Here is a 19,970-nt window from a genome sequence, read left to right as displayed (position 1 = left end):
GGATCAAGGACTTGGGGCGTCATCATGCGGAGTTCAACTAGTTCACAATTCGTCGCGGTTGCTTCGATTGCCGCCGAATTGAACGCGGTATTACAGGTCGCCAAGGAGATTTCGTTGGCAGCGGCGAATGCCAAGGCGATTGCGTTTCGGGCCGGCGAAAAGGCCAAGGGCTTCAAACCGATCACCGATTTCATCAACGAGTTGGCTAAGGACACGATGGCGGTGGTCAACCGGATCAATGCCGATACTCTGAACTTATACCGTTTGACGGTTGCCGAGCAGCGAATGCGGGAGGCCAATCGGCACTTTGATTTGGCGGTCGCGGCCGCGGCAGGTGCTCGTCACGCCGATTCGTTGCTACGGGTACGGGAAACGGCTCGACAGCAAGCGGAGGCCTGTCACGGCGAATTTTCGATTCACGTCGATGATTTATTAAACCAGTTAAGCGGCATCCTCTATCCCGCCAGAGCCGCCAGAGTGATCGCCGCCAACTCGCGCATCGAAGCGTCGCAAGCCGGCGAATACCTGCAAAGCTTGCAAGCCGTCGCCGAGAGTGTCGATCGTGCCGCGCAAATCATCAACGAAAAAGTTAGCAAGTGCCGGGGAGCGTTGGTCGCGATCAGCGCCGGATACGCTCAGGGCAACCAAGGCCAGCTATGAAAATCACGAAAATCTACGAAGGCGCTCATCAGTGGCTGATGTTTGGCCGCGACAACACCAAACCGGCCACCATCATTGATACCAATCAGTACATGGTGCGCACCGCCAGCCGTTGTCTATTGATGGAGCCGGGTGGGATCGAATTGTTCGCGCCGATGCTGGCGGCAGCCGTTCATCACGCGCCCGTCGAGGAAATCACCGAATTGTTCGCCTCGCACCAAGATCCCGACATCATTTCGTCGTTGGGCTTGTGGGATCGGGCCTTACCGCACGCTCGACTGCACGCGCCGCTACTTTGGGAGGGTTTTTTGAGGCATTTCGGTTGCGACGCGATCGAGTACGTCGCCATTCCCGATCAGGGTGGGACTATCGATCTGGGTGGCGTGCAATTGCAAATAGTGCCGGCCCATTATCTACACTCGTCGGCCAACTTTCATATTTACGATCCAGTCGCGAAGATTCTGATGTCCGGCGACGTCGGCGCGGCGCTGGAGGAGGGCGATACGCCGGTATTCGTCGAGCATTTCGATACTCATGTTGAAAAAATGCGCTATTTCCATCAACGCTGGATGCCGTCCAATCAAGCCAAGCGGGTCTGGATCGAGCGCGTCCGCAAATTAGATATTCAGATCCTGGCGCCCCAGCACGGGCGCATGTTCAAGGGCGACGATGTCAAGCGTTTTCTGGACTGGTTTGAAGCCTTGCCGGTGGGGATTGCCGTATAAAACAAGCATTTGCCGAAAATTGGGTTTATAATCCGCGCCAATCTAGCCCCTGTCGAGAGACTGGGGTTTTTTGTTAGTGAGAAAGGCTGGAGTATCTCATCGAGCATGGCGCAAAAACTGTATATACAAACTAACGGTTGTCAAATGAACGAGTACGATTCCGACAAGATGCGGGACGTACTGATGGCCTCGCACGGTATGGAACTGACCGAAATACCCGAGCAGGCGGACGTGTTGTTATTGAACACTTGTTCGATACGCGAAAAAGCCCAGGAAAAAGTGTTTTCGGCGGTTGGGCGCTGGAAAAAAATCAAGGACAAACGTCCGGACGTGATTATCGGCGTCGGCGGTTGCGTGGCCAGCCAGGAAGGCGCGGCATTGCAAAAGCGCGCGCCCTACGTTGACATCGTGTTCGGACCGCAAACCCTGCATAGGCTGCCGGAATTGCTGAACAAAGCCCGGAGCGGCGACAGGCACGTCGTCGATATTTCATTTCCGGAAATCGAGAAATTCGACAACTTGCCCGAACCCAGGGCGGAAGGCCCGAAAGCCTTTGTATCGGTGATGGAGGGGTGCAGCAAGTACTGCACCTATTGCGTGGTGCCGTATACGCGCGGCGAGGAAGTCAGTCGCCCGCTCAGCGACGTGATCGCCGAAATCGAAGCGCTGGCTGGGCAGGGCGTGCGCGAAGTCAATCTGCTAGGTCAAAACGTCAACGCCTATCGCGGCGAAACCGAAGACGGCGACATCGCCAGCTTTGCGTTGCTGCTGCATTACGTGGCCGCGGTAGACGGTATCGAGCGAATTCGCTTTACCACGTCGCATCCGTTGGAATTCACCGACGACATCATCGAGGCTTTCGCCGAGATTCCGCAACTGGTCAATCACCTGCATTTGCCGGTGCAAAGCGGTAGCAATCGAATACTAGCCGAAATGAAGCGCGGACACCGTCGCGAGGATTATCTGGACATCATCCGCAAGATCAAGGCGGCCCGCCCCAGCATCAGTTTATCGTCCGATTTCATTGTCGGGTTTCCCGGCGAAACCGAGCAGGATTTCGAAGACACGATGGCCTTGATCGATGAGGTCGGATTCGATTTTTCTTATAGTTTCATCTTCAGCGCGCGGCCGGGCACGCCGGCGGCCGGCTTTGCCGACGATGTCGGTATGGAGGTCAAGGAGGCGCGCTTGCAACGGCTGAAGGAACGCTTGAACGACATGTTCATGGCGTTTTCCGAAAGCATGGTGGGGTCGGTGCAGAGTGTGTTGGTGGAAGGTGTCTCCAAGAAAAATCCGCTGCATTTGACCGGCCGGACCGAAAACAACCGGGTGGTCAATTTCGCCGCTCACCCAAGGCTGATCGGTCAATTCGTCGATGTGTTGATTACCGAAGCCTTACCCAATTCCCTGCGCGGCCGATTGGCCGAGTCCAGCGTCGAAAAAATCCAACAGATTGCCTAGTGTTGAACAGCTCTCATTTTTCCGAAGAACTGACGCTGCTGCCGGCGGATGCCCAGCGCCTCTCTAATTTTTGCGGTCAACTCGATAGTCATATTCGTCAAATCGAGCAACGTCTGCAGGTCGAGATCGCCAATCGCGGCAATTTCTTTCGGGTGACCGGTGTCGATGTGGCGGTCAAGGCGGCTTGCGCGGTCATGCTGAAGCTGTTCGAATTGACCGAGCGCGAAGAAATTACCCCCGAACAAGTGCATCTAAGTCTGCAGGACGCCAGTATCGACCAATTGTTGAAGGCCTTGCCGGCATCGCAGCTCGAACCGGTGGCGATTCGCACCAAACGCGGCGTCATCAAAGGCCGGGGACATAACCAACAGGATTATCTGCGCAAGATTCTCAGCTTTGACATCAACTTCGGCGTCGGTCCTGCCGGTACCGGCAAGACCTATCTGGCGGTGGCTTGCGCGGTCGAGGCGCTGCAGACCGAGCGGGTAAGGCGTATCGTGTTGGTTCGTCCGGCGGTCGAGGCCGGCGAGAAACTCGGCTTTCTACCCGGCGACATGGCGCAAAAGGTCGATCCCTACTTGCGGCCGCTTTACGATGCGCTCTACGACATGTTGGGTTTCGAGCGGGTCGAAAAGTTATTGGAGAAAAACGTCATCGAAGTCGCGCCACTGGCTTTCATGCGCGGACGAACGCTGAACGACTCGTTCATCATTCTGGACGAGGCGCAAAATACCACGGTCGAGCAGATCAAGATGTTTCTGACCCGGGTTGGATTCGGGTCGACGGCGGTGATCACCGGCGACGTGACTCAGATTGATTTGCCGAACGAGAAAATGTCCGGATTGAAACACGTGTTGAAAGTCCTGAAAGATGTCGAAGGTATCAGTTTTACCTTCTTCGGTGTGCGCGACGTGGTGCGCCATCCGTTGGTCCAGCGCATCGTGGCGGCTTACGACCGTTACGAGCAAGAACAAGGTAAGGTCGGCTGATGAATCTGATCGAGTTGCAGGTCGCGACCGAAGCCGAGCATCCCGAGCCGGCGAGGTTTCAGGTTTGGGTCGATGCGGTATTGGCCGGGCGCGAGGCCGACAGCGAAATAGTGATCCGTTTGGTTGATGAAACCGAAAGCGCCGAATTGAACGGCCAATATCGGCAAAAGGCGGGTCCGACGAATATCCTGAGTTTTCCGTTCGAAGCGCCGCCCGGCGTGGAAATGGATTTGCTGGGCGATTTGGTGGTTTGCGCGCCGCTGATAGCCCGCGAGGCCGCGGAGCAAGGCAAGTCGGTTGAGCATCATTGGGCGCACATCACTGTACACGGCGTATTGCATTTGTTAGGGTATGATCACGTCGACGAGTTGGAGGCCGAGCAAATGGAATCCCTGGAGATTGAAATTTTGGAAAAATTGGATATTGCCAATCCTTATATGGAGGAACACGAACGATGAGCGATGGTAACCCCCCGAGTAGTCAGCCCCACCAGAAAAGCCTGATCGAACGTATCGGCCATTTTCTGAGTGGGGAGCCGCAAGATCAGGAAGATCTGCTGGAAATTCTCCGTGAGTCGCAGGAAAAGCACTTGCTAGACTCCGACGCGCTGGCCATGATGGAAGGCGTGATGCATGTCGCCGAGATGCGGGTCCGCGACATCATGATCCCCCGCTCGCAGATGGTGGTGGTTCCTAGGGACGCGGAATTGGAAACCATCTTTCCGTTGGTTGTCGAATTCGCCCATTCCCGTTTCCCGGTCATCGAAGAAGACCGCAGCAAGGTGGTCGGCATTCTGCTTGCCAAGGATTTGCTTGGCTGCGTTTTGCGCGACAAGAACTTGAAAGTCGAAAACGTGATGCGGCCGGCCAACGTCGTTCCGGAGAGCAAGCGCTTGAACGTCTTGCTGAAAGAGTTTCGTACCGAGCGCAATCATATGGCCATCGTCGTCGACGAGTACGGCAACGCCGCCGGCTTGGTGACCATTGAGGATGTCCTGGAGCAAATCGTCGGTAAGATCGAGGACGAACACGACGATGACGAATCCGAGGAGTACATTTCCCAGCGTAGCGAGAAAGAGTTCATACTCAACGCGTTGACGCCTATTGAGGAATTCAACGACTACTTCTCGGCGGTTCTGGAAGACGACGAATGCGACACCATCGGTGGCTTGATCGTCCAGCGCCTTGAGCATTTTCCGAAGAAGGGCGAAAAAGTCGAAATCGACGACTTTTGTTTCGAAGTCTTGCGCGCCGACAACCGCCGCGTGCATTTGATCAAACTGAAATTGAAGTAAACTCGGCCTGGCCGCCGGCCAAGCGGGCTTCGAACGCCTCGGCCGGCAGCGCCTGCGAGAACAGAAAGCCCTGACCGAAGTCGCAGCCGGATTCCACGAGTATCCGGTGTTGCTCTTCGGTTTCTATCCCTTCGGCGATCACTTTCATCCCCAGTTTATGGGCCATTGCGATAATCGCCTCGCAAAGCACGCGGTCGCTCGATTCCGGCCCCAGGTTGCTGACGAAGGAGCGGTCGATTTTCAGATAATCGATGTCGAATTTTTTCAGATAGGCCAGCGACGAGTAGCCGGTGCCGAAATCGTCCAGCGCCACTTGGATACCGTTGTCCCGAAAGCTTAGCAATTGCTCCTTGACGTCGTTACTGGCATCCAGCAGCAGCCCCTCGGTGATTTCGACGATGATGCCGGCCCCAGGCAAGCCCAGTTGCCGTAAGTGTTCAGGCCAATCGCGCTGAGTTTGGTTGGTATCATGAAATTGGACCGGCGATTTGTTAATGCTGATTTGGAAATCGGCGTGAAACCGTTGCCGCCACAGTTTGGCGCGCTCGGCGGCCTGCTTGAACACCCAATTGCCGATTTCGTTGATAATGCCGATGTCCTCGGCGATCGGCACGAACTCCGCCGGACTCACCCAGCCGCGTAGCGGGTGCCGCCAGCGTAACAGGGCTTCGGCCTTGTACACGACGCCGGTGGCAAGATCGACTATCGGTTGATAATACAGTTGGAATTGATCGGCGCCGAGCGCGCCGCGTAAATCGCCGGCGATTTCCATTCGGATTTGCGCCGCTTCCTGCATTGAGAGCGTGAAATAACAATAGCGATTGCGGCCTTGGTGCTTGGCGGCATACATGGCCTGGTCGGCGTTTTTGATCAGTACGTGGATTTTGTCGCCGTCTTTCGGGAACAGCGTGATGCCGATACTCGCCGACAGATAGGCCACCTTGGCTTTCAGCTGAAACGGTTCGGCCAGTTTTTGCAGCAAATTGACGACGATGCGCTCGACATGTTCCGTATCGTCGAGTTCGCCCAGGATAATCGTGAATTCGTCGCCGCCCAGTCGCGCCACAGTATCGGATTCGCGCACGCAACGCAGCAAGCGTTGCGCGGCATCCTTAAGCAACAAATCGCCCATATCGTGGCCGAGCGTGTCGTTGATTTCCTTGAAGCGGTCCAGATCCAGAAAAATCAGCGCCAGCGCGCGGCCGGTGCGATGCGCCTTCTTCAGTTCCTGATCCAGCCGGTCGTGAAACATCCGGCGGTTGGGCAGTCCGGTCAACGGGTCGAAATTGGCCTGAGTCCAGATTAGCTCTTCGGTTTGCTTTTTTTCGGTGATGTCGGAAAACAAGGCCACGCGCCGATGCGGACTGCCGTCTTCGTTAAAAATCGTGTTGACCGTCAACCATTGCACGAACACTTCGCCGTTCTTGCGGCGATTCCAGATTTCGCCCTTCCAGTGGCCGCTGGCGTTAATCGCATGCCACATGGTTTGATAAAAATGGTAGTCCTGGCGGTCGGAGTTCAGAATATTGTAATTCTGACCGATGACTTCCGCCGGGGTATAGCCGGTGATCGCCGAAAATGCCGGGTTGATGGCCAGGATAGAGCCGAGCGCGTCGGTGACGGCCATCGCTTCGCTGCTGTTTTGGTAGACCAGCGAAGCCAGCCGTAATTCTTCGTTGGCACGGCAATGTTCTATCGCGATTCCGGTCAGATTGGCGGCCTGTTCGGTCATTTGCAAGTCGCGCGGCGTGGGTAGCGCCGGCTGGCGCTGATAAATGGTCAGTGTGCCGAGCAACTTGCCGCCGGCATCGCGTACCGGCTCCGACCAGCAAGAAGCCAAGCCGGCCTTGGCCGCCAACTCCCGATACGGCGTCCAATAAGGATGGCTTTGAATGTCTTCGATAATGACTCGGTCGCCGGTCACCGCCGCTGTGCCGCAAGAGCCGACGCCGAAGCCTATGCGCAGGCCGTGTAGCGCGCAATTGTAAAATTCCGGTAGATGCGGGGCCGCGCCGACCAGCAAATGGCTGCCTTCTGCGTCCAGCAACAAAATGGAGCACAATAGCGCCGGATTTTGGGTTTCGATGCCCTCGACGACCGCTTCCAAAATGTCGGCAAGCGGCAGGCTTTTGGCCAGGCGTTCCAACACCCGGTTGTGAGCGCGTTCGCGATCGGCGGCGTGTTTGCGGTCGCTGATGTCGGTCGCGATCCCGATAATGCCCAAGACCTCGCCCTTCAGGCCCAATAGTTTGGTGCGGCTGATTTCCAGACTGTGGCTCTCGCCGTCCACGAACGTGAGTTGTTCCTGACTTAGGTGCGGTGCCAGGCCGCCGGTAAGACAGCGTTGGTCGGCTGCTTCGAAGCGGGCAGCCATGTCGGTGCCCAGCAGTTCGTCCAGCGCGGAGGTGTGCAAAAACCGGCTTTCCGGAATGCCTAGCGCTTGGCAGAAGGTCTGGTTGACGAAGGCGTAGCGACCGTTGGTGTCCACCAACCAAATCCCGACCGGCGCGTTGTTCAGGATCGCGTGCAGTTTGGCTTCGGAGGCATGTATCTCGGCGATTTGACCGTTGAGCTGTTCCGCCAGCGCCCGAAACAGGCGGGCTAAATGGCCGATCTCGTCGTTGCGGTCGACGGGGATATCGGCGAGTGGCAAGCCCAGCTGAAATTGTCCAATGGCTTTGGTCATCGCCTGCAGCGGTTTGGCTAGCATCTTGGCAAGCAGCAGTGAAACCAAACTGACCAATAAGCTTAGGGACAAGGCGATGCGGATGACTTGGAGGCTCAGAGTCTTGCTGCCGATCGAGACCACGTCCAGCGGGGTGTATAAGCCGAGTACCACGAAACGGCCTTCGCTGGCCGCGCCGTAATCCTGGCGGGCGAAAGCGGCCAGATAGGGTACGCCCAACGCGCTATCGGCGGTATCGCTGAGTACCGCGATCCGGCTGGAACCGTTCAGCAGCGGCGCGGTGTCCGGAATGTCGTTTTGGATTCTGACCGGCCGGCCGCGTTCGAAACCAAAGGCTTTCGCGGGATCGGGATGGATCAGGTAATCACCGCGTCGATTGACCAGCAATGGGTAGCTGTCGCCGCTGTAACTGTCGCGCAGCCGCTTGAATAGGTCGGCGAGATCGACGTTAATGACCAGCACGCCCAAGGTTGTCCCGGCGGCGGACTTGACCGGGGTGGCGACGCGGATGGTCGGTTGGCCGTAGCCCAGATGGGTCCCAAGCTCCTGGTTTAAGTTGATCTCCGAAATGTAAACCTGACCGGCCGGCAAGGCCGCGGTTTCGAAGACGTAGGGGAAATGGTTTTTTTCCTGCAAGTGGGGTGCTTCGATCACTTTAACGCCGGATTGGTCGCGATCTGCCCGCACCGTTTCCAGGCCAAAATGGCGGCTATCGATCAGGCGGATTTGGCTGTACTCGGGGTGGGAGACCAGCAAGCCGCTAAATATCTCGGCGAGCCTGTCTTTATCCATCGTAGGTTTGGTGGCCGGCTCGGCTTCCAGTATTGCGCGGTTTAGCGCCAAGCCGGCCAGGAAATCGACATCGGCAACGGTCGCCTTGAGCGCGGCGTCGAAGCGTTGCGCCGAGTCTCGCGTCGCGGTCAGCAGTTTTTCCTTGGCCGAATCGATCAGCAGCGCGCGACTGCGCTGGTAGACGTAATAGCCGGTCAGGCCCGACGACAACGTGCCGAACAGACCCAGCCAGAATGCCAGTTTTAGGCCTATGCTCAGACGCATCAGAAGGCCTCCGGCGCATCGCCGGAAATAATCCGGTCCCACAGGGTTTTTTGACGCTCGGGATTGCCGATCGGCTCCAGCCAGATCAATTTGGCATCTGGCGCCAGATCGGCCGGCTGGCTGGTGGTGTTGGCCAGACCGTGTTGCTCGGTCAAGTGCGCGCCGACTTGCGGTTCCAGCATGAAGTCTATCCAGCGTTCGGCCAGCCCGGTATTGCCGGCGTTTCGGGTAAGCGCCCAGCAATCCAACCACGCCAGCGCGCCTTCGTCGGGGATGACGTAACCGACGTCCGCGCCGCGCCGCCTTAGCTCCTGAATTTGTTGATTGCCATAGTTGCCGAAAATCAGCGCGATATCGTGCTTAGCGTAAAGTTCGCCGGCTTCCTCTGCCGACGTGTAAAAGGTCAGTACATTGCGGCGCAGTTCGGCCAGTCGCCGGGCCGCGGCGTTCAACTCGGCGTCGCCGAGGCTGAAAGGGTGGGCCGCGCCGCTGAGTAATCCGACCAGCGTAAAATTGTGGTTGCTGGTATTGAAAGCCAGCACCCGCTGGCGGTAGGCCGGGTCCCAAAGTGCCGACATCGAGCGAGGCGGGGAGGTCACTTTACGGCGGTCGTAGATTAGCCCCATTTCGGCGTAGGTGTAGGGTATCGCATAGGCGCGGCCGGCGTGTATTAGGCCGGGAAAAGTAGCGAGGTCGCGAAAACGCGGCAGTTGGCGCGCGCGATTGGCAATCTTGGCCGCATCCAGCGGCACGCTGATGCCGGCGGCGATGTAACGTTGCAATTCGGCGGTGTTGACCGCGAATACGTCGTGATGCTCGTGATTGAGCTTGTACCATAAGTCGTCGTCCGATTCGACGTAGGTGACTTCCACATCGGCGTCGTAGCGTTTGGCGAATTCGGCGACGAACTCCGGGTCGGCGTAACCCGGCCAGGCCAAAACCTTTAACGAGGGTTTTGCGCTTACCAGCGAAACGGAGCACAGCCACAGTGCCGTGATCGAAACCATCCTGGCGAAGCGTTGGTGGGAGCTTAGGAGAGAGACGATGGATTTCATGGTTGCCCATGATACCCAAAGGCGGTTGGAAAGAAAGGTAAATTGTTGGCGAATCGCTCGAAAAACTTGTATTAATCGGTTTTTGTGCTAGCGAGTAAGGCCGGCCGAGATTTGCCGGTGTTATTTGGCAATGTCGACACGTATCAGGATACGCGTCGCCTGGGTTTCGGTGCTTTGGTTGAAACCCGTCATGCCTGCGCCGGACGATTGGGTTTGATCGGCATTGCCGGCGATTTCAATCCATTCGCCCAGTTTGGCGCGGAGGGTGGTTTGAACGGCTTGAGTGGCTATTTCGCCGTTTTGAAATTGGTTGGACCAAGGCGATATCGCCAGCGTCACTTGGTCGTCGCCGGCCAAGCGCGGGACCACCGCAAAGCCGCTGCTGGCTTCCAGCATTTGGGTGCTGCTCAGCACCGCGCCTCCGTAATTGGAGCCGTATACTGTGACGTTACGGACCGGTTTGATTTCGCCGGTCTTGATAAAGGCGGTTTGTCCCTCGGTGGCGCGCACCTGCTGTTGTTGGCGTTGGCCGCGCAAATCCTCGGTATTCCCGGCCAAGCCGCGCAGTTCGACGCGCTCGGGGTGCAGTGTCGCGGCCGCTTCGGCGTTCAATTGCCCGGCTGTCTGGCTGGTGGTTTGCAAGACGCTGATCGTCAAATTGCGGACCGGGCCGTCCAATTGCTTGACCAGGGCGCGGATCTCCGCAAGCTTGGCCGGAGCGGTTTTGACGATCAATTTGGCGCCATCGGCGACGATGCGGTCGTCACCGTTTAGTAACGGTTGGAGCAGGGCTTGGATCTCCGCCGCCGGCCGGTTGCCAAGCTCGATGATTTCCATCACCGTATCGTCGGCCAAAACGGCCGCGGCCCAAAGGCTGATTGCAAGCGTCGGCCCGCTAAATTTCATCGTACAGCGCAAGATAGCGTTGGGCGCTACTTTGCCAAGAAAAATCCCGGCTCATCGCGTTGCGCTGCAACTGCCGCCAATCTTTCTTGTGTCGGAACATCACTAGGCAACGTTTGATCGCTTCGGTCAGTGTCGCCGCCGACGTGTCGTTAAACACGAAACCGGTCGCGGTGCCGTTGGCGATGCTTTCCGGCAATGTGTCGACGACGGTATCGGCCAAGCCGCCGGTTTTGCGGACGATAGGGATCGTGCCATAGCGTTGACTGTACATTTGGTTTAAGCCGCAAGGCTCGAAGCGCGACGGCATCAGGAAAATGTCGGCGCCCGCTTCGATCTGGTGAGCTAGCGGCTCGTTGTAGCCTATCGTTACCGCGACTTTTTCCGGATACAGGCGGGCGAATTCCATCAGGCGGTATTCGTTGCTCTTGTCGCCGCTGCCCAGGAAAACGAATTGGGCCGGTAGTTCCAACAATTCCGGCAAGCCGGCCAGAATCAGATCGATGCCTTTTTGTTCGACCAGCCGGCCGATCAAACCGAATACCGGGAGTTCGGCGTCGACGGGCAGGTTCATTTGTTGCTGCAATGCGATTTTGTTGGCGGCTTTGTCGTTCAGGGTCTTCATGCCGTAGGTCTGGGCGATGTGCGGATCGATCGCCGGATTCCAGACTTCGGTATCGATGCCGTTTAGAATACCGCTCAATTGCGATTGCTTATGCGCCAACAGACCCTCCAGACCGTAACCAAATTCCGGCGTTTGGATTTCCTGGGCATAGGTTGGGCTGACGGTAGTGATGCGCTCCGCGTAGGCCAAGCCGCCCTTGATGAACGACAACATCCCATGGTACTCCAGACCCTCCGGGTGCCAGAGTTGGCCGGGCAGGTTCAGCAACGTAAACGCGGTGGCTGGAAACAGGCCTTGATAGGCCATATTGTGGATCGTGAATACGCTGGCCGGATGTTGGTGTTCCAGCGATAGCAGAGCCGGCACCAGACCGGTTTGCCAATCGTTGCAATGCACGATGTCGGGTTGCCAGTCCAGGTAGGCGCGGTTCATTGCCACTTCGGCGACGATACGGCAGAACAGCGCGAAGCGGTCGCCGATATTCGGCCAAGGCATGCCGTTATCGTCGACGTAGGGGTTGCCCGGTACTTTAAAGAACGGCGGGTAATCGACCAGCCAGACCGGAATCTGGCTGCCGGGCAGCCAGGTTTCCAGCAGATTGACGTCGCAATTGTTGACCTTGACCGTGCACAGGTAACGGCCCGGTTCGCAATTGCGGATCGCTTGGTAGTTGGGCATGATGATACGCACGTCCTGCTCCAGCTCGCCGAGGGCCAGCGGCAGGCTGCCGGCGACATCGGCCAGGCCGCCGGTTTTGATCAGTGGATGGGTTTCGCTGGTGGCGAACAAAATTTTCTTCATCGCTTAAACAGGTTTACATTTTTAATATGATGCCGGCTAACGGCGGGAGAGTGACGGAGATCGAATGCTCCATCCCCATCCAGGGCTGCGGCTCGGACAGTACGCTGCCGTTACCGGTGTTGCTGCCGTCGTAATAGTGAGAATCCGAGTTAAAGATTTCGACGTAGGTACCGGGTTGCGGCACGCCGATTCGGTAACGTTCGCGCGGCACCGGGGTGAAGTTCAGAATCACGATCAGCTCTTCGTGGGCCGATTTACGCCGGTAGCTGATAATGGACTGTTGGTAATCGTGGCAGTCTATCCATTCGAAGCCGGCGTGCTCGAAATCGAAGCGGTATAGGGCCGGATGGCTGGTATAGAGGCGGTTCAGGTCCTTGACCAGGGTTTGCAGACCGGCATGGTGGGCGTAGTCCAGTACGTACCAGTCCAGCGTGCGATTGAAACTCCATTCGGTACCTTGGCCGAACTCGCTGCCCATGAACAACAGTTTTTTGCCGGGATAGGTGAACATCATCGTATAGAGCAGGCGCAGATTGGCGAAACGCTGCCATTCGTCGCCCGGCATTTTGTTCAGCATCGACTGTTTGCCGTGTACCACTTCGTCGTGCGAAAACGGCAGGATGAAGTTTTCGGTAAACGCGTACAGCAAGCCGAAGGTCAGTTGGTCGTGGTGGTAGGCGCGGTGGATGGGTTGCTGTTGCATGTAGCACAGGATGTCGTGCATCCAGCCCATGTTCCATTTCATCGAGAAGCCCAAGCCGCCGGTCCAGGTCGGCCGGGTGACTTGCGGCCAGGACGTGGACTCCTCGGCCATCACGACGGTGCCGGGGTGTTGCTCGTGGGTGACGGTATTCATGTGGCGGAGGAAGTCGATCGCTTCCAGGTTCTCGTTGCCGCCGTACATATTGGGAATCCAGTCGTTGGCTTCGCGCGAATAGTCTAGATACAGCATCGAGGCCACCGCATCGACGCGCAGGCCGTCCAGGTGGAATTCTTCCAGCCAGAAGAAGGCGCTGGACAGCAGGAAGTTTTTCACTTCGTTGCGGCTGTAGTTGTAGATCAAGGTGCCCCAGTCGCGGTGTTCGCCCTTGCGTGGGTCCTCGTGCTCATACAGGGCCGTGCCGTCGAAGCGGGCCAGCGCGAAGGCGTCCTTGGGAAAGTGGGCCGGCACCCAATCCAGAATCACGCCTATGCCGTTTTGGTGGCAGTGGTCGATGAAATAGCGGAAGTCGTCCGGCGTGCCGTGGCGGCTGGTGGGCGCGAAATAGCCGGTGGTTTGATACCCCCAGGACGCATCGAGCGGGTGTTCGGTGATCGGCAGTAACTCGATATGGGTAAAGCCCAACGCTTTGACGTAATCGACCAATTGCTCGGCCAAATCGCGATAGTTCAGAAAATTGCCGCGCTGGTCGCGTCGCCACGAGCCCAAATGCACCTCATAGATCGACATCGGTTGGTGCAGCCAGTCATGTTGGGCGCGCTGGTCCATCCATTCGCCGTCGTGCCAGACGTAACGATCTTCATCGACCACGATCGCGGCAGTTTGCGGACGGAATTCGAATTGCTGGCCGTAGGGGTCGGTTTTGACCAGCAATTCCCCGGAATTACGATTGATGATTTCGAATTTGTACAGGCAGCCCACGGTTAAACCGGGGATAAAGATTTCCCAGATTCCGCTGCCGCCCAAGCTGCGCATCGGATGGCAGCGGCCGTCCCAGCGGTTGAAGTCGCCGACGACGCTGACGCGTTGCGCGTTGGGCGCCCAGACCGAGAAAGACACGCCGTCTATCCCAGCCACGCTTTGGCGGTGACCGCCGAGTTTTTGATAGATGTGCCAATGGCGGCCTTCCGCGAACAAGTGTTGGTCGAATTCAGGCAGCACCGGGCCGAAACAATAGGGATCGTATTGGAGGTGATCGTTGCCGTCCTTGTCGGTCCAGGCCAATTGGTAATGCTTCGGAACGTCGCCGGTGCCGGGGCGGTATTCGAATACGTCGGTATCCGGTAGTCTTACGAAATCGCCGCCGTCGGCGGCCAGACTCACGCTTTCGGCGTAGGGTAGAAACACTCGGACGACGGTATCGCGGTCCTGGCCGTGGCGACCCAGGACGGAAAAGGGGTCGTGATGTCTGGCCTCGATGATTTTGACGATTTCCGGATCGAGCGGCAGGGATGGGCTTGGCTTGTTCATGATGCAACGCCTTCGGTTATAGTTTTGTTAGATGGTTGGCAGGGACAGCCATGCCAGGCAGGATAGACTACTCGGTAACAAATCGCTTGGCTTTTACTTTTTCGCGAAGAGTAACGATAATGCTCGGACGCGGCAAGTGCCATGCCGACAAATCCGCCGATATGCCCATCCCGGGCGGCCATCGGTGTCGCTTATTTTTTCTTAGAGGATGCTCATGTCAGTCGTCGATACAAATCTACAGGAAAGACGGGTCAACGATTTGACCCGTAACACCATAGCCTTGATTTTGGCTGGTGGCCGGGGATCGCGACTTAAGGACATGACCGATTGGCGCGCGAAGCCGGCGGTGCCGTTCGGCGGCAAGTTCCGGATCATCGACTTTCCGCTGTCCAATTGCATCAATTCGGATATCCGCAAGATTGGCATTTTGACGCAATACAAAGCCGACTCGCTGATTCGCCACATTCAACAAGGCTGGGGTTTTTTACGCGGCGAATTCGGCGAGTACGTCGATTTGATGCCCGCTCAGCAGCGCCATGACGAACATTCCTGGTACCAGGGAACCGCCGACGCCATCTATCAAAACATTGATATTTTGCGGGCGCGAAATCCCGAGTTCGTGTTGGTCTTGGCCGGCGACCACATTTATAAAATGGATTATTCGGTGATGCTGGCCGATCACGTCGCCAACAAAGCCGACTTGACGATCGGTTGCATCGAAGTGTCGTTGGAAGATGCCAAGGCCTTCGGCGTGATGCATGTCGACGACGAGCGCCGGGTTAAATCCTTTGTCGAGAAACCGGATAACCCGCCGGCGATGCCGGGTCGCGACAATACCGCATTGGCGTCGATGGGTATCTATATTTTCAACGCCCGCTTTTTGTTCGAGCAATTAATCAAGGACGCCGACACCAAAGCCTCCAGCCGCGATTTCGGTAAGGACATTATTCCGGCCGTCATCGATAAATATCGGGTGTATGCCTATCCCTTCCTGGATTTGCAAAGCGGTCAGCAAAGTTATTGGCGAGACGTCGGAACCATAGACGCCTACTGGGCCGCCAATATGGAATTGATCGGCGTCAAGCCGGACTTGAACCTGTACGACAACACTTGGCCGATTTGGACCTATCAGGCGCAAACGCCGCCGGCCAAGTTCGTGTTCGACGACGACGATAGACGGGGCGCGGCGATCGATTCGATGGTGTCCGGCGGTTGCGTGATTTCCGGGGCAACGGTGCGCCATTCGCTGTTGTTTTCGCAGGTGCGCGTCAACTCGTATACGACCGTCAAGGATTCGGTGGTGCTACCGGAAGTCAACATCGGCCGGCATTGCCGGATCGACAAGGCAATTATCGAGAAGGGCTGCCAAGTGCCGGAAGGCACCGTGATCGGCGAGAACCGCGCCGACGACGAAAAGCGCTTTTATGTCAGCGAGGGCGGTGTGGTGTTGGTGACGCCGGAGATGCTCGGTCAAAGACGGCATTATGTCCGGTAAAAAACTCAAGCTGGTGCTGTGCTGGCATATGCACCAGCCGGAGTACCGCGACACGCAGAGCGGCGAATTCAAATTGCCGTGGACTTATCTGCACGTCATCAAGGATTACGTCGATATGGTCGCCCATTTGGAGGCGGCTCCGTCGGCTAAGGCGGTTGTCAATTTCGCGCCGATTTTGCTGGAGCAAATCGAAGATTATTCTAATCAGGTGACCGGCTATTTGCATGATCGGATCGCTATGAAGGATCCGTTGTTGGCCGCGTTGGTCGAGCCGACGGCGTCGGCCGACCCGGACAAACGTCTGAAGCTGCTGCGCGATTGTAAAAAAGCTAACCGCGAACGCCAAATCGACCGCTATCCGGCCTTCCGCAAATTGATCGACATGGCCGATTGGATTCTCGGGCATCAGGACGCCATTAAATATGTCAACGCCCAATTCGTTTCCGATATCCTGGTTTGGTATCACTTGATCTGGATGGGCGAAACCGTCAAGTTGACGGACAGCCGGATCAAACGCTTGATCGAAAAAGGCGCGGCGTTCACGTTGCACGACCGGATAGAAATCGTCGAGGTGATCGGCGACTTGTTGTCTAAAGTGATTTATCGCTATAAGGCATTAGCCCGTAAGGGCCGTATCGAATTATCGGTGACGCCATACGCGCATCCCATCATGCCGTTGATGTTGGATATCGCCAGCGCCCGAGAGGCGATGCAGGATGTGGCCTTGCCTAAATTGCCGAATTACCCCGGCGGTGAAGAGCGCGTATGCTGGCACTTGCGGAAGGGGATCAACACCTTTCGACACTTTTTCGGTTTCGAACCGCGCGGTTGTTGGCCATCCGAAGGTGGCGTCAGCGAGCGTACGCTGGCGATACTCGGCGAGTTCGGTTTTCACTGGGCCGCCAGCGGCGGTAATGTCTTGCACAATAGCTTGCGGGCCTCCGACCTGGCCGGTAAAACTAGCGTGCATCAAGCGTTCCGGTTGGCATCGGCCAGCACGGTGTGCTTTTTTCGGGACGACGGTTTGTCCGATCTGATTGGCTTCGAATATTCCAAATGGCATGCCGACGATGCCGTGGCCGACCTGATTCAGCATCTGGAAAATATTGCGGATTACGAGGCTCGGCCGCCGTTGGTTTCGATTATCATGGACGGTGAAAATGCCTGGGAGTATTTTCCGGATAACGGCTATCATTTTTTGAGCGCTTTGTATCGCCGGCTCGGCGAACATCCCCGGATAGAGTTGACGACGTTTTCGGAATACCTGCAAGGTGCCGAAGCTCAAGTACAGCCATTGCCGCGTCTGGTGGCAGGCAGTTGGGTTTACGGCACGTTCTCGACCTGGATCGGCGACGCCGATAAAAACTGCGGCTGGGATATGTTGGGGGACGTCAAGCAGGCGTTCGACAACGCGGTGCAGGATGGCCGCTTGTCCGATCAACAGCAGGAAAAGGCGCGAGTACAGTTGGCGGTGTGCGAAGGGTCCGATTGGTTTTGGTGGTTCGGTGACTACAATCCCGGCGAGGCGGTCAGCGATTTCGAAAAGCAGTACCGATTGAATTTAACCAATTTGTATCGGCTCTTGGGCGAGGAACCGCCCGGCTATTTAGCCTTATCCTTCACTCAAGGCAGCGGTAGTCCGGCGATGGGCGGCGCAATGCGGCGCGGTAATGAACTTTGAACGAATTCGAAAAACGGTTTTTGGGGGTTGGCTTGGATAGACGTCGCGCGGGTGTTTTGCTGCATATCACTTCGTTACCGGGGCATGGCGAGTGCGGCGACTTGGGGTCGGAAGCGTTCAACTTCGTCAACTTTCTGCACGATGTCGGCGCCACGATCTGGCAAACTCTACCGTTAGGCATGCCGCATGGCGATGGTTCTCCTTATCAATGTTTATCGGCTCATGCCGGAAACCCGGCCTTGATCAGTATTGACTGGTTGGTGGATAGAGGTTGGCTGCAACTGGCGGACCGCTGCAACGATTGCTCCGGTCATGGTGAATTGAGCAAAAGCTGTCTGGTGACTAAGGCGTTTTACGGTTTTCAAGTGCTGGCGGATGTATCGGCCCAGCAGGATTTCAAGCAGTTTTGCCAGGACAAGTCGAGTTGGCTGGACGACTTTGCGCTGTTCATAGCGCTACGCAACGTGTTCGGACACAAAAGTTGGAACGAATGGCCGGATGGTCTTAAGCAACGTAAGCCGGATGCCTTGAGCGAGTCCCGGCAGTTGTTGAAGGCGGTCATCGAAGGCATCAAGTTCGAGCAGTATGTGTTTTTCAAGCAATGGGACGAGCTAAAGGCTTATGCTTCCAGCAAAGGCGTGCTGATGTTCGGCGATATTCCGATTTTCGTGTCCTACGACAGTGCCGACGTCTGGGCCAACCGCGAAGCTTTCAAGTTGAACCCGTTGGGTGAAATGGATGTCGTGGCCGGCGTGCCGCCGGATTATTTTTCCGAGTTCGGGCAACGTTGGGGCAATCCGCATTACAACTGGGTCTACCTGAAAAAGACCGGCTTCAAATGGTGGCTGGATCGGATAGAAGCGCAGTATGAAATGTTCGATATTTTGCGGATCGATCATTTTCGGGGCTTGGAAGCGGCTTGGGAAATCCCGGCCAGCGAAGACACCGCGGTCAACGGTCGCTGGGTGACGGCGCCTGGTGGCGAGCTGTTGGCGGCGATTCAGCAGCATTTTCCGGCTTTAACCTTGGTCGCCGAGGACTTGGGTATCATCACCCCCGAAGTAGAAGCCTTGCGCGACGATTTTAATTTGCCCGGTATGAAAATTTTGCAGTTCGCATTCGGCGACGACGCTTGCAATCCCTATTTGCCTTGCAATTACCGGCGTAACTGCGTGGTCTACACCGGTACGCACGACAACGACACCACCCAAGGCTGGTTCGACGCGCTTAACGATACCGACAAGCAGCGCATATACGACTATTTGGGCTGGTCCAGTCTGCCGATGCCTAGTGCCTTAATTCACGCCGCGTTGGGCTCGGTAGCCAACTTGGCTATTATCCCGATGCAGGATATTTTGAAACTTGGCTCCGCCGACCGGATGAATACGCCAGGTACCACCGAGGGTAACTGGCGCTGGCGTTTCGATTGGTCGCAATTAACCGGCGACAAAGCCGGTCATTTCGAACACTTGATACGCTTGTTCGGCCGAGGTCCGCGTTAGTCGTTGTCTTGCTTGGCGGGAGTGCTGGGAATCGGCGATAACGGAATCCGGTAGCCGGCAATGATTTGCTGAATTTCATCGAAGTTCTTGGCAATCAGGTCGTTCAAAAGTTGTTTGCGCTTGCTGTCGCCTTGTCGCACGCCCATCGCGATTGAGAAATCGAAGCGCATGCCCGGCGTGGACTGCATCGGAATGGCGATATACTGGTTCTTCGGGTTTTTCGATTGAACGTAGCCGGCCATCGGTCCCCACAAAATCACCATATCGATCTTGCCGGTGCTCAGATCGGCTTCAATTTGCATCGCCGTATTGTGTTCGCCGTCGCCGGTCATGCTTTGATAAGGAACGCCGTATTCCAGCAAGCCGTTGCGTTGCAACCATTCGGTGCCGGGGCCACGGTCGAACATCGCAATTTTCAGCTTTTCCTGCTTTTCCAACGGCAGTTGCGTTAGTTGCATCGGGTCGTGGATATCGTCCCAGCCTCGGCCTTTGGCGATCAACAACACATAAGTCGAATGAAAATAGGGTTTGGTGGTATCGGTCAAATCGAAACCCGCCGGCACGCCCATGATCACGTCGCATTTAAAACCCTGGCCGTTGTCGTTTTCGGCTTTCAAGGTGTTGCGGACAAAGCCCATCCGTTCCGGAAACCAAGTGAACTCCAATTCCTGACCCAGTTGTTTGGCGAAGAGGGCCGCGATTTTATTTTCGTAGCCGCTAAGTTCCTTGGTGGAATAAGGGGGATTCAGCGGGTCGGCACAAACCCGAAATTTATTCTCGTCGGCTTGGCCGGTAACGGCCGCGCAGCTCAGTGCCAGCGCGGCTACGCATCGATTGTAAGTCATA

At 56.6% G+C, this 19,970-nt stretch carries 15 protein-coding genes; 9 read left to right on the top strand and 6 right to left on the bottom strand.

From position 1 onward, the window contains the following. Positions 1 to 24 precede the first annotated feature (24 nt). The 6 genes from ACQE3D_RS20200 to ACQE3D_RS20175 all read left to right on the top strand — a co-directional run bounded on the left by ACQE3D_RS20200 (position 25) and on the right by ACQE3D_RS20175 (position 5,129). Positions 25 to 660: a hypothetical protein gene (locus ACQE3D_RS20200; protein WP_064030715.1), complete on the top strand. Its 636-nt coding sequence runs from the start codon at positions 25 to 27 to the stop codon at positions 658 to 660. Beyond that, the gene (locus ACQE3D_RS20195; protein WP_313730712.1) at positions 657 to 1,385 is read left to right on the top strand and encodes an MBL fold metallo-hydrolase; all 729 of its coding nucleotides are present in this window, start codon (positions 657 to 659) and stop codon (positions 1,383 to 1,385) included. Before ACQE3D_RS20200 ends, ACQE3D_RS20195 begins: the two co-directional genes overlap by 4 nt. Before the next feature lie 105 nt (positions 1,386 to 1,490). Next, positions 1,491 to 2,846 (top strand): tRNA (N6-isopentenyl adenosine(37)-C2)-methylthiotransferase MiaB, encoded by a 1,356-nt coding sequence (miaB, locus tag ACQE3D_RS20190; protein WP_313730713.1) that lies wholly within the window; start codon positions 1,491 to 1,493, stop codon positions 2,844 to 2,846. Further along, on the top strand, positions 2,846 to 3,835 hold the full coding sequence (locus ACQE3D_RS20185; protein ID WP_313730714.1) for a PhoH family protein: 990 nt from the start codon (positions 2,846 to 2,848) through the stop codon (positions 3,833 to 3,835). The genes miaB and ACQE3D_RS20185 overlap by 1 nt, the downstream gene beginning before the upstream one ends. Then, positions 3,835 to 4,293 (top strand): rRNA maturation RNase YbeY, encoded by a 459-nt coding sequence (gene ybeY / locus ACQE3D_RS20180; protein ID WP_313730716.1) that lies wholly within the window; start codon positions 3,835 to 3,837, stop codon positions 4,291 to 4,293. Before ACQE3D_RS20185 ends, ybeY begins: the two co-directional genes overlap by 1 nt. Continuing rightward, entirely contained in the window at positions 4,290 to 5,129 is an 840-nt protein-coding gene (locus tag ACQE3D_RS20175; protein ID WP_071160556.1) for an HlyC/CorC family transporter, read from the top strand. Before ybeY ends, ACQE3D_RS20175 begins: the two co-directional genes overlap by 4 nt. Here ACQE3D_RS20175 and ACQE3D_RS20170 read toward each other — a convergent pair. The 5 genes from ACQE3D_RS20170 to glgB form a co-directional block, all read right to left on the bottom strand. Continuing rightward, positions 5,110 to 8,871, bottom strand: coding sequence for a bifunctional diguanylate cyclase/phosphodiesterase (locus ACQE3D_RS20170; RefSeq protein WP_313730717.1), 3,762 nt, complete (start codon positions 8,869 to 8,871; stop codon positions 5,110 to 5,112). The genes ACQE3D_RS20175 and ACQE3D_RS20170 overlap by 20 nt on opposite strands. After that, complete coding sequence (locus tag ACQE3D_RS20165; protein ID WP_313730718.1) at positions 8,871 to 9,926, bottom strand: extracellular solute-binding protein; 1,056 nt, start codon at positions 9,924 to 9,926, stop codon at positions 8,871 to 8,873. The genes ACQE3D_RS20170 and ACQE3D_RS20165 overlap by 1 nt, the downstream gene beginning before the upstream one ends. Positions 9,927 to 10,046: 120 nt before the next feature. Continuing rightward, on the bottom strand, positions 10,047 to 10,763 hold the full coding sequence (locus ACQE3D_RS20160; RefSeq protein ID WP_313730719.1) for a type II and III secretion system protein: 717 nt from the start codon (positions 10,761 to 10,763) through the stop codon (positions 10,047 to 10,049). A 58-nt stretch (positions 10,764 to 10,821) separates the two neighbouring features. After that, positions 10,822 to 12,255 (bottom strand): glycogen synthase GlgA, encoded by a 1,434-nt coding sequence (gene glgA, locus ACQE3D_RS20155; protein WP_064030706.1) that lies wholly within the window; start codon positions 12,253 to 12,255, stop codon positions 10,822 to 10,824. Positions 12,256 to 12,268: 13 nt separating this feature from the next. Beyond that, entirely contained in the window at positions 12,269 to 14,446 is a 2,178-nt protein-coding gene (gene glgB / locus ACQE3D_RS20150) for a 1,4-alpha-glucan branching protein GlgB (protein ID WP_064030705.1), read from the bottom strand. Between the two features lie 214 nt (positions 14,447 to 14,660). Here glgB and glgC point away from each other — a divergent pair, with 214 nt between their 5' ends. From glgC to malQ, 3 genes are read left to right on the top strand one after another with little or no spacing between them, the layout of a single operon-like run. Next, the gene (gene glgC / locus ACQE3D_RS20145) at positions 14,661 to 15,941 is read left to right on the top strand and encodes a glucose-1-phosphate adenylyltransferase (RefSeq protein WP_064030704.1); all 1,281 of its coding nucleotides are present in this window, start codon (positions 14,661 to 14,663) and stop codon (positions 15,939 to 15,941) included. Continuing rightward, positions 15,931 to 17,622 (top strand): glycoside hydrolase family 57 protein, encoded by a 1,692-nt coding sequence (locus ACQE3D_RS20140; protein ID WP_313730722.1) that lies wholly within the window; start codon positions 15,931 to 15,933, stop codon positions 17,620 to 17,622. The genes glgC and ACQE3D_RS20140 overlap by 11 nt, the downstream gene beginning before the upstream one ends. After that, a complete protein-coding gene (malQ, locus tag ACQE3D_RS20135; protein ID WP_409521129.1) occupies positions 17,619 to 19,124 on the top strand; it encodes a 4-alpha-glucanotransferase in 1,506 nt (501 codons plus the stop codon). Before ACQE3D_RS20140 ends, malQ begins: the two co-directional genes overlap by 4 nt. Here malQ and ACQE3D_RS20130 read toward each other — a convergent pair. Further along, positions 19,121 to 19,969: a quinoprotein dehydrogenase-associated putative ABC transporter substrate-binding protein gene (locus tag ACQE3D_RS20130; RefSeq protein WP_064030702.1), complete on the bottom strand. Its 849-nt coding sequence runs from the start codon at positions 19,967 to 19,969 to the stop codon at positions 19,121 to 19,123. The genes malQ and ACQE3D_RS20130 overlap by 4 nt on opposite strands. Position 19,970: the final 1 nt, after the last annotated feature.

It is taken from the genome of Methylomonas sp. MS20 (genome assembly GCF_050275925.1).
In the GTDB taxonomy this organism is placed as follows: Bacteria; Pseudomonadota; Gammaproteobacteria; order Methylococcales; family Methylomonadaceae; genus Methylomonas; species Methylomonas koyamae_A.
The sequence above is the reverse complement of the archived record's forward strand: the minus strand, read 5'-3'. Positions and strand labels throughout refer to the sequence as shown.